The sequence below is a fragment of the Intrasporangium sp. genome, assembly GCF_040414665.1.
Classification (GTDB): Bacteria; Actinomycetota; Actinomycetes; order Actinomycetales; family Dermatophilaceae; genus Intrasporangium.
Window position 1 is genome coordinate 1 of sequence record NZ_JBEDUL010000067.1, and the last position, 6,200, is coordinate 6,200.

Sequence of the window (6,200 nt, forward strand, 5' to 3'; positions counted from 1 at the left end):
GCGAAGGACACCGATGTACGGCACCGTCAAGGACGAGCTCGCAGCGACCCTGCAGGAGATCAAGGACGCCGGCCTCTACAAGAACGAGCGGGAGCTGACGTCGCCCCAGTCGGCGCATGTCACGACGCTCAAGGCGGACGCACTGAACTTCTGCGCCAACAACTACCTCGGTCTGGCCGACGATCCCGGCATCATCGACGCGTCGAAGAAGGCGCTCGACGAGTGGGGCTTCGGGATGGCGTCGGTGCGCTTCATCTGCGGCACCCAGACCCAACACACGGCGCTCGAGCGCAAGCTCTCGGAGTTCCTCGGGACGGACGCGACGATCCTCTACTCGTCGTGCTTCGACGCCAACGGCGGCGTCTTCGAGGTGCTCTTCGGCGAGCAGGACGCCATCATCAGCGATGAGCTCAACCATGCGTCGATCATCGACGGCGTCCGGCTGTCCAAGGCCATGCGCCACCGCTACAAGAACGCCGACATGGCCGATCTGCGCACCCAGCTCGAGGCCGCCGATGCGGCGGGGGCCAAGCGCAAGGTGATCGTCACTGACGGCGTCTTCTCGATGGACGGCTCCTATGCGCCGCTCGACAAGATCTGCGATCTCGCCGACGAGTTCCGGGCCATGGTCTTCGTCGACGACTCGCATGCGGTCGGCTTCGTCGGCGAGGGTGGGCGCGGCACGCCTGAGCTCTTCGGCGTCCAGGACCGCGTCGACATCATCACCGGCACGCTCGGCAAGGCGCTCGGCGGGGCCTCGGGCGGCTACGTCGCCAGCCACCAGGAGGTCGTCGACCTGCTGCGCCAGAGGTCGCGCCCCTACCTGTTCTCCAACTCCGTCGCCCCTGCCGTCGTCGCCGGGTCGATGGCGGCGATCGACCTCATCGAGGCCTCCGGTGAGAAGCGCGAGATCCTGCGCCGCAACACCGGGCTCTTCGACCGGCTCATGCGCGAGGCAGGTTTCGACGTGCTCCCGGGCACGCACCCGATCCGGCCGATCATGTTCCCGGGCGAGGACGGCGCGCGGCGCGCCACCGAGATCGCGGACCACATGCTCGAGCACGGCGTCTACGTCATCGCGTTCAGCTTCCCCGTCGTGCCCCGCGGCAAGGCCCGCATCCGGGTCCAGCTCTCGGCCGCCCATTCCGAGGACGACGTCCGCGCGTGCGTCGACGCCTTCGTCGCCGCCAGGGACGCGGTGGGCTGAGCCACCCCCATGAGCCGTATGCCGCTGGGCTCGCTCCCGCAGACGTCGCAGGGTCGCGTCGGTGGCTTGGTCGAGAAGCTCACGCCGGGCTACTTCGCTCTCGTCATGGCCAGCGGCATCATCTCCATCGGGTTGAACCTCAGCGGCTTCCGCGCGCTGTCGATCGCCCTCCTCGTCGTGTGCATCGTGGCCTACGTCGCCCTCGTCGTGCTCAACGTCTGGCGCTTCGCAGGCCATCGGGCCGCGATGATCGACGACTTCCGCGACCCGAAGCGGGCCTTCGGCTTCTTCACCTTCGTCGCCGGGACCAACGTCCTCGGGACGCGAATCGCCGCGGAGGGCTGGCACACCGCGACGGCGTGGCTGCTGACGATGTCGTTCCTCGTGTGGCTCGTGCTCGGCTACGTCATCCCGTGGAGCGCCGTGCTGGGCCGCTCCGAACGGCCCGTCGTCGCGCTCGCGAACGGGACCTGGTTCATCTGGGTCGTCGCGAGCCAGTCGGTTGCCGTCTCGGCCGCGACCCTCGAGGTGGTCTTTCACGATGCGAGGCAGTCCCTCGCGATCCTCGCCGTCTTCTCGTGGTCGGTCGGGGTGTTCCTCTACGCCGCCTCGGCCATCATCGTCTCGCTGCGGATCATGCTCTACGAGCTCGATCCCAAGGAGTTCGACCCGCCGTACTGGGTGTCGATGGGGGCGGTCGCGATCACCGTCGTCGCCGGGGCGCGGATCGTCGAGATGGACTCGGCGCCGATGGTCGACGCGACGCGGGGGCTCATCGCGGGGCTGTCCGTGGTCTTCTGGGCCTTCGCGACGTGGCTCATCCCCGTGCTCGTCGCGGCGGGCGTGTGGCGACACTTCGTGCGCAAGGTGCCGCTCGTCTACGTGCCAACGCTGTGGAGCATGATCTTCCCGCTCGGCATGTACGCCGTTGCCGGGATCTATCTCGGGCGCGCCGACGGGTTGCCCATCGTCGAGGCGATCGGGTCCAAGTGGCTGTGGGTGGCGGTCACTGCGTGGGTCATCGTCTTCGTCGCCATGGTCCGCAGCGTCAGCCAAGCCCTCGTCGTACCCCGCCGCCCACGATCCTGATCGGGTGGGCAACCTCGCGGGTCCCGCGCGCGGCTTACCCCGCAACACGCCCGGCACCTCGAAACTGACCAGTGCTGCTTCAGGGGTGCGAATCGAGGTTCCGGGCGTGTTGCCCCGCTCTTCGAGATCAGCCCGTCTCGGGTGGAACGCGCGCGCCTACTGGCGAGGGATGTCGTGCAGCCAGGGGCGGCTGAGGTCGAACGAGCGGCCGGAGATCTCGTCGACGTCGATGGCGACGACGACGGACTTCGGGCTCGCCACCCAGGGGCGAATCGGGAGCTGCTCGATGATGTACCGGTCCTGGCCCTCGAGGATCTTGGCCCGGCCCCTGAGGATGACGCTCGTCGCTCGCTCGTCGACGATCTCGTCCACCTCGAACGCGACGTCCCGGTTCGCCGTGACGCCGAAGAGCTTGCTGCCCTCGCTCGTGATGAAGATGATCCGGTTGTCGGAGTCGACGGCGTAGTTGATCGGCGTGATGTGAACCTCTCCTACGAGGTGGAAGGCGAGCCGGCCGAACTCGCGCGCTCGCAGGAAGTCCCACGACTGCTCGGGGTGCAGGACGTGCATGGGCCCTTCATCGTCGAAGTCGTACATGTGAGCCTCCCTCGTTGGCGGGTGCAGTTCCCGATAACTTGGTACTACCTATCGTAGTAGGCGGCGTGGGATCCGCCCCGGCCGTGCGAGGTGGATCACCGGCTCTCAGCAGCCTACTGAGCAGTGCGCCATCCGAGCCCCGGCGCTCGAGTGGGATTGACTATGCCCATGGACTTCTACAGCTCCTACGCGCACGGGTTCGCACGGGTGGCCGCCTGCACACTGCCCGTCGCAGCCGCCAACCCAGCCAGCAACGCCGACGAGCTCATCGAGCAGGCGCGGCTGTGCAGCGAGGAGGGCGTGGCGCTGGCCTCCTTCCCGGAACTGAGCCTCACCGGGTACTCGATCGACGACCTGTTCCTCCAGGATCCCCTCCTCGACGCGACCGAGGAGGCGCTCGCACGAGTCGTCGAGGCCTCGGCCGACCTGCTGCCCGTCATCATCGTGGGCGCACCCCTGCTCAAGGGGTCACGCGTCTTCAACTGTGCGGTGGTCATCCACCGCGGAGCCATCCTCGGCGTGGCCCCCAAGGCGTACCTGCCGACCTACCGCGAGTTCTACGAGGCGCGCTACTTCGCGTCCGGGGACGACCAGCGGGGCGAGACGATCGAGGTGGCCGGGTGGCGGGTTCCGTTCGGGACCGACCTGCTGTTCCGGGCGACCGATCTCGAGGGTTTCGTCCTCGGCGTGGAGGTGTGCGAGGACATGTGGATCCCCGTGCCGCCGAGTGCAGAGGCGGCCCTCGCTGGCGCGACCGTTCTCGTCAACATCTCCGGCTCGCCCATCACCGTCGGGAGGGCCGAGGACCGGCACCTGCTCAGCCGCAGCGCATCCTCCCGATGCCTGGCCGCCTATCTCTACTCGGCGGCGGGAGAGGGGGAGTCGACGACCGACCTGTCGTGGGACGGGCAGACGATGATCTACGAGTGCGGCCACCTGCTGGCCGAGACGGAACGGTTCCCCGAGGGGCCCCGGCGGTCCGTCGCCGACATCGACCTCGACCTGCTCCGCCAGGAGCGCATGCGGATGGGCACCTTCGACGACAACCGGCGAACGCACGCCGAGCGCATCTCGGGCTTCCGGACCGTCGAGTTCGAGCTCGGTCCACCCGGCGGGGACATCGGGCTCAAGCGCAAGATCGACCGCTTCCCGTTCGTGCCCGACGACGAGGACCGTCTCGCCCTCGACTGCTACGAGGCGTACAACATCCAGGTCTCCGGGCTCGAGCAGCGCCTCCGGGCGATCGGCCAGCCGAAGATCGTCATCGGCGTCTCGGGGGGACTCGACTCGACGCACGCCCTCATCGTCGCGGCCAAGGCGATGGATCGGCTCGGGCGACCGCGCACCGACATCCTCGCCTTCACCATGCCGGGATTCGCCACGTCGGCGCACACGAGGAACAACGCGATCCTGCTCATGGAGGCGCTGGGAGTCACCTGGGAGGAGCTCGACATCCGCCCGGCGGCGACGGAGATGTTGCGGGCGATGGGCCACCCCTTCGCGAGCGGGGAGGAGGTCTATGACGTGACCTTCGAGAACGTGCAGGCCGGAATGCGCACCGACTACCTCTTCCGCATCGCGAACCAGCGTGGCGGCATCGTCCTCGGCACCGGGGACCTGTCCGAGCTGGCCCTGGGGTGGTGCACCTATGGGGTGGGTGACCAGATGTCGCACTACGGGGTCAACGCAGGGGTGCCCAAGACCCTGATGCAGCACCTGATCCGTTGGGTTGTGTCGTCCGGTCAGTTCGAGGAGCACGTGGGCGAGACGCTCATGTCGATCCTCGCCACGGAGATCACGCCCGAGCTGATCCCGGCCAAGGAGGGCGAGCAGCCACAGTCAACCCAGGCCCAGATCGGGCCCTACTCGCTGCAGGACTTCAACCTCTACCACCTGCTGCGGTGGGGTGCTCGCCCCTCAAAGGTCGCGTTCCTGTCGTGGCAGGCCTGGCACGACGCCGAGGCGGGCGACTGGCCCGCCGGCTACCCGGCAGCCGAGCGCCTGTCCTACGACCTCGCGACGATCCGGCGCTGGCTGGAGGTCTTCCTGCGGCGCTACTTCGCCAACCAGTTCAAGCGGTCGGCCCTGCCCAACGGGCCCAAGGTCGCGGCCGGTGGCTCGCTCTCGCCCAGGGGTGACTGGCGCATGCCATCGGACGTCTCGGCCGCGACGTGGCTCGACGAGCTCGATGCCAACGTCCCCGAGGCATGAGGGTCACTCCTAGCCATCGGGCTCATTCGTAGAGCACGTAGTCGACGGTCGGCTTGAGTGCGAGCACCTGGGCGGGCTTCATCAGCGGCCCGAACTCGGCGTCCTCCTCGAAGAAGAGCTTGAAGCCCACCCGCATGCCCTTGGGCAGCTTGGTGGTCAGCTTGCGCCAGGTGTCCTCCTTCATGGCTCGGCTGCCGATGCCGTCCACCGACTTGATGAGGGCCACGCCCTTCCGGCTCTTGATGACCTCCTCATTCCGGATGATGCTCGGCGCCAGCTCATGGACGACGACGACCTTCTCGGGAAGCTGGCGACGAGCCACCAGTGAGCCGACCCACGCGGTGACGTCGTTGATCTCGCGACCGGTCGTGTGGCCGAAGGTGCGCATCGGGACCTGGCCCGGCTGCATCGCCCACTCCGGGTCCAGGGCCAGGCCCACGTCCGGCTGCTGGAGCCACTTGTCGTACGCCTTGACCTCCTCGAGGAAGGTGGCCCTGCCGGGCTGGATGCCGAGGAGGAGGATCGCCTTGTGTCGACGGGCGGCGTCGAGGTGTTGCTGAATCACCTTGTCGGACAATCGGGTGCGCCACTTCCCGTCACGTCCGGCGGACCCCTGCACGATGGTGGTCAGCAGCTCGAGCACGGGCTGAGGCTTGCGACCCGACGCGAACGCGCGAGCGCGCTTCTCCAGCTCCACGAGGCGGTCATCCAGGTCACCGATGCCGAGACGCCCGAGTGCGGGAGATCCGGGGGCGCCGGCGTAGCCGACGAGGCGGTACTCGGGGAACAGCGTCCGGCCCCCACGAGGCAGCTCGGCGAGCCGTGGTGCGGTCGTGGTGGGGGTGGCCCCGGCGGTCGTGGCCTGAGCGCTCGTCGGGGTGGCGCTCGTGGTCGGCAGCGCGGACGAGGTTCGGCTCACCGGGCTGCTGGATGGCGCCTGACAGGCTCCCAATCCGATCACCGCAACCACGACACCGGCGGCGCAGCACCGCAGTGCCCGCGTCGTCGAGTTCACCAGTCGCTCCCTCGGTTGACGTCAAATCCACACCCACACTAAGCCGTATGCCGCTGGGCGGGCTTCCGCGCGTCCGTGCAC

Annotated in this window: 5 protein-coding genes; 3 read left to right on the forward strand and 2 right to left on the reverse strand. The window is 68.3% G+C overall.

Annotation, left to right across the window (positions count from 1 at the left end):
• The first annotated feature begins 13 nt into the window (after nucleotides 1-13).
• The gene (locus ABF401_RS08020) at nucleotides 14-1,207 is read left to right on the forward strand and encodes a glycine C-acetyltransferase (RefSeq protein ID WP_353509026.1); all 1,194 of its coding nucleotides are present in this window, start codon (nucleotides 14-16) and stop codon (nucleotides 1,205-1,207) included.
• Between the two features lie 9 nt (nucleotides 1,208-1,216).
• The gene (locus ABF401_RS08025) at nucleotides 1,217-2,296 is read left to right on the forward strand and encodes a tellurite resistance/C4-dicarboxylate transporter family protein (protein ID WP_353509022.1); all 1,080 of its coding nucleotides are present in this window, start codon (nucleotides 1,217-1,219) and stop codon (nucleotides 2,294-2,296) included.
• Between the two features lie 156 nt (nucleotides 2,297-2,452).
• On the opposite strand, the gene ABF401_RS08030 is transcribed toward ABF401_RS08025, so the two are convergent.
• A complete protein-coding gene (locus tag ABF401_RS08030; protein ID WP_353509023.1) occupies nucleotides 2,453-2,893 on the reverse strand; it encodes a pyridoxamine 5'-phosphate oxidase family protein in 441 nt (146 codons plus the stop codon).
• A 168-nt stretch (nucleotides 2,894-3,061) separates the two neighbouring features.
• Here ABF401_RS08030 and ABF401_RS08035 point away from each other — a divergent pair, with 168 nt between their 5' ends.
• Nucleotides 3,062-5,104, forward strand: coding sequence for an NAD(+) synthase (locus ABF401_RS08035; RefSeq protein ID WP_353509024.1), 2,043 nt, complete (start codon nucleotides 3,062-3,064; stop codon nucleotides 5,102-5,104).
• Nucleotides 5,105-5,126: 22 nt separating this feature from the next.
• Here ABF401_RS08035 and ABF401_RS08040 read toward each other — a convergent pair whose 3' ends face one another.
• A complete protein-coding gene (locus ABF401_RS08040; RefSeq protein WP_353509025.1) occupies nucleotides 5,127-6,023 on the reverse strand; it encodes a hypothetical protein in 897 nt (298 codons plus the stop codon).
• Nucleotides 6,024-6,200: the final 177 nt, after the last annotated feature.

Bases quoted from the DNA above. Each gene is read 5' to 3' on its own strand.
- ABF401_RS08020 (WP_353509026.1), top strand. From the start codon at position 14: ATGTACGGCACCGTCAAGGACGAGCTCGCAGCGACCCTGCAGGAGATC.
- ABF401_RS08025 (WP_353509022.1), top strand. From the start codon at position 1,217: ATGAGCCGTATGCCGCTGGGCTCGCTCCCGCAGACGTCGCAGGGTCGC.
- ABF401_RS08030 (WP_353509023.1), bottom strand. From the start codon at position 2,893: ATGTACGACTTCGACGATGAAGGGCCCATGCACGTCCTGCACCCCGAG.
- ABF401_RS08035 (WP_353509024.1), top strand. From the start codon at position 3,062: ATGGACTTCTACAGCTCCTACGCGCACGGGTTCGCACGGGTGGCCGCC.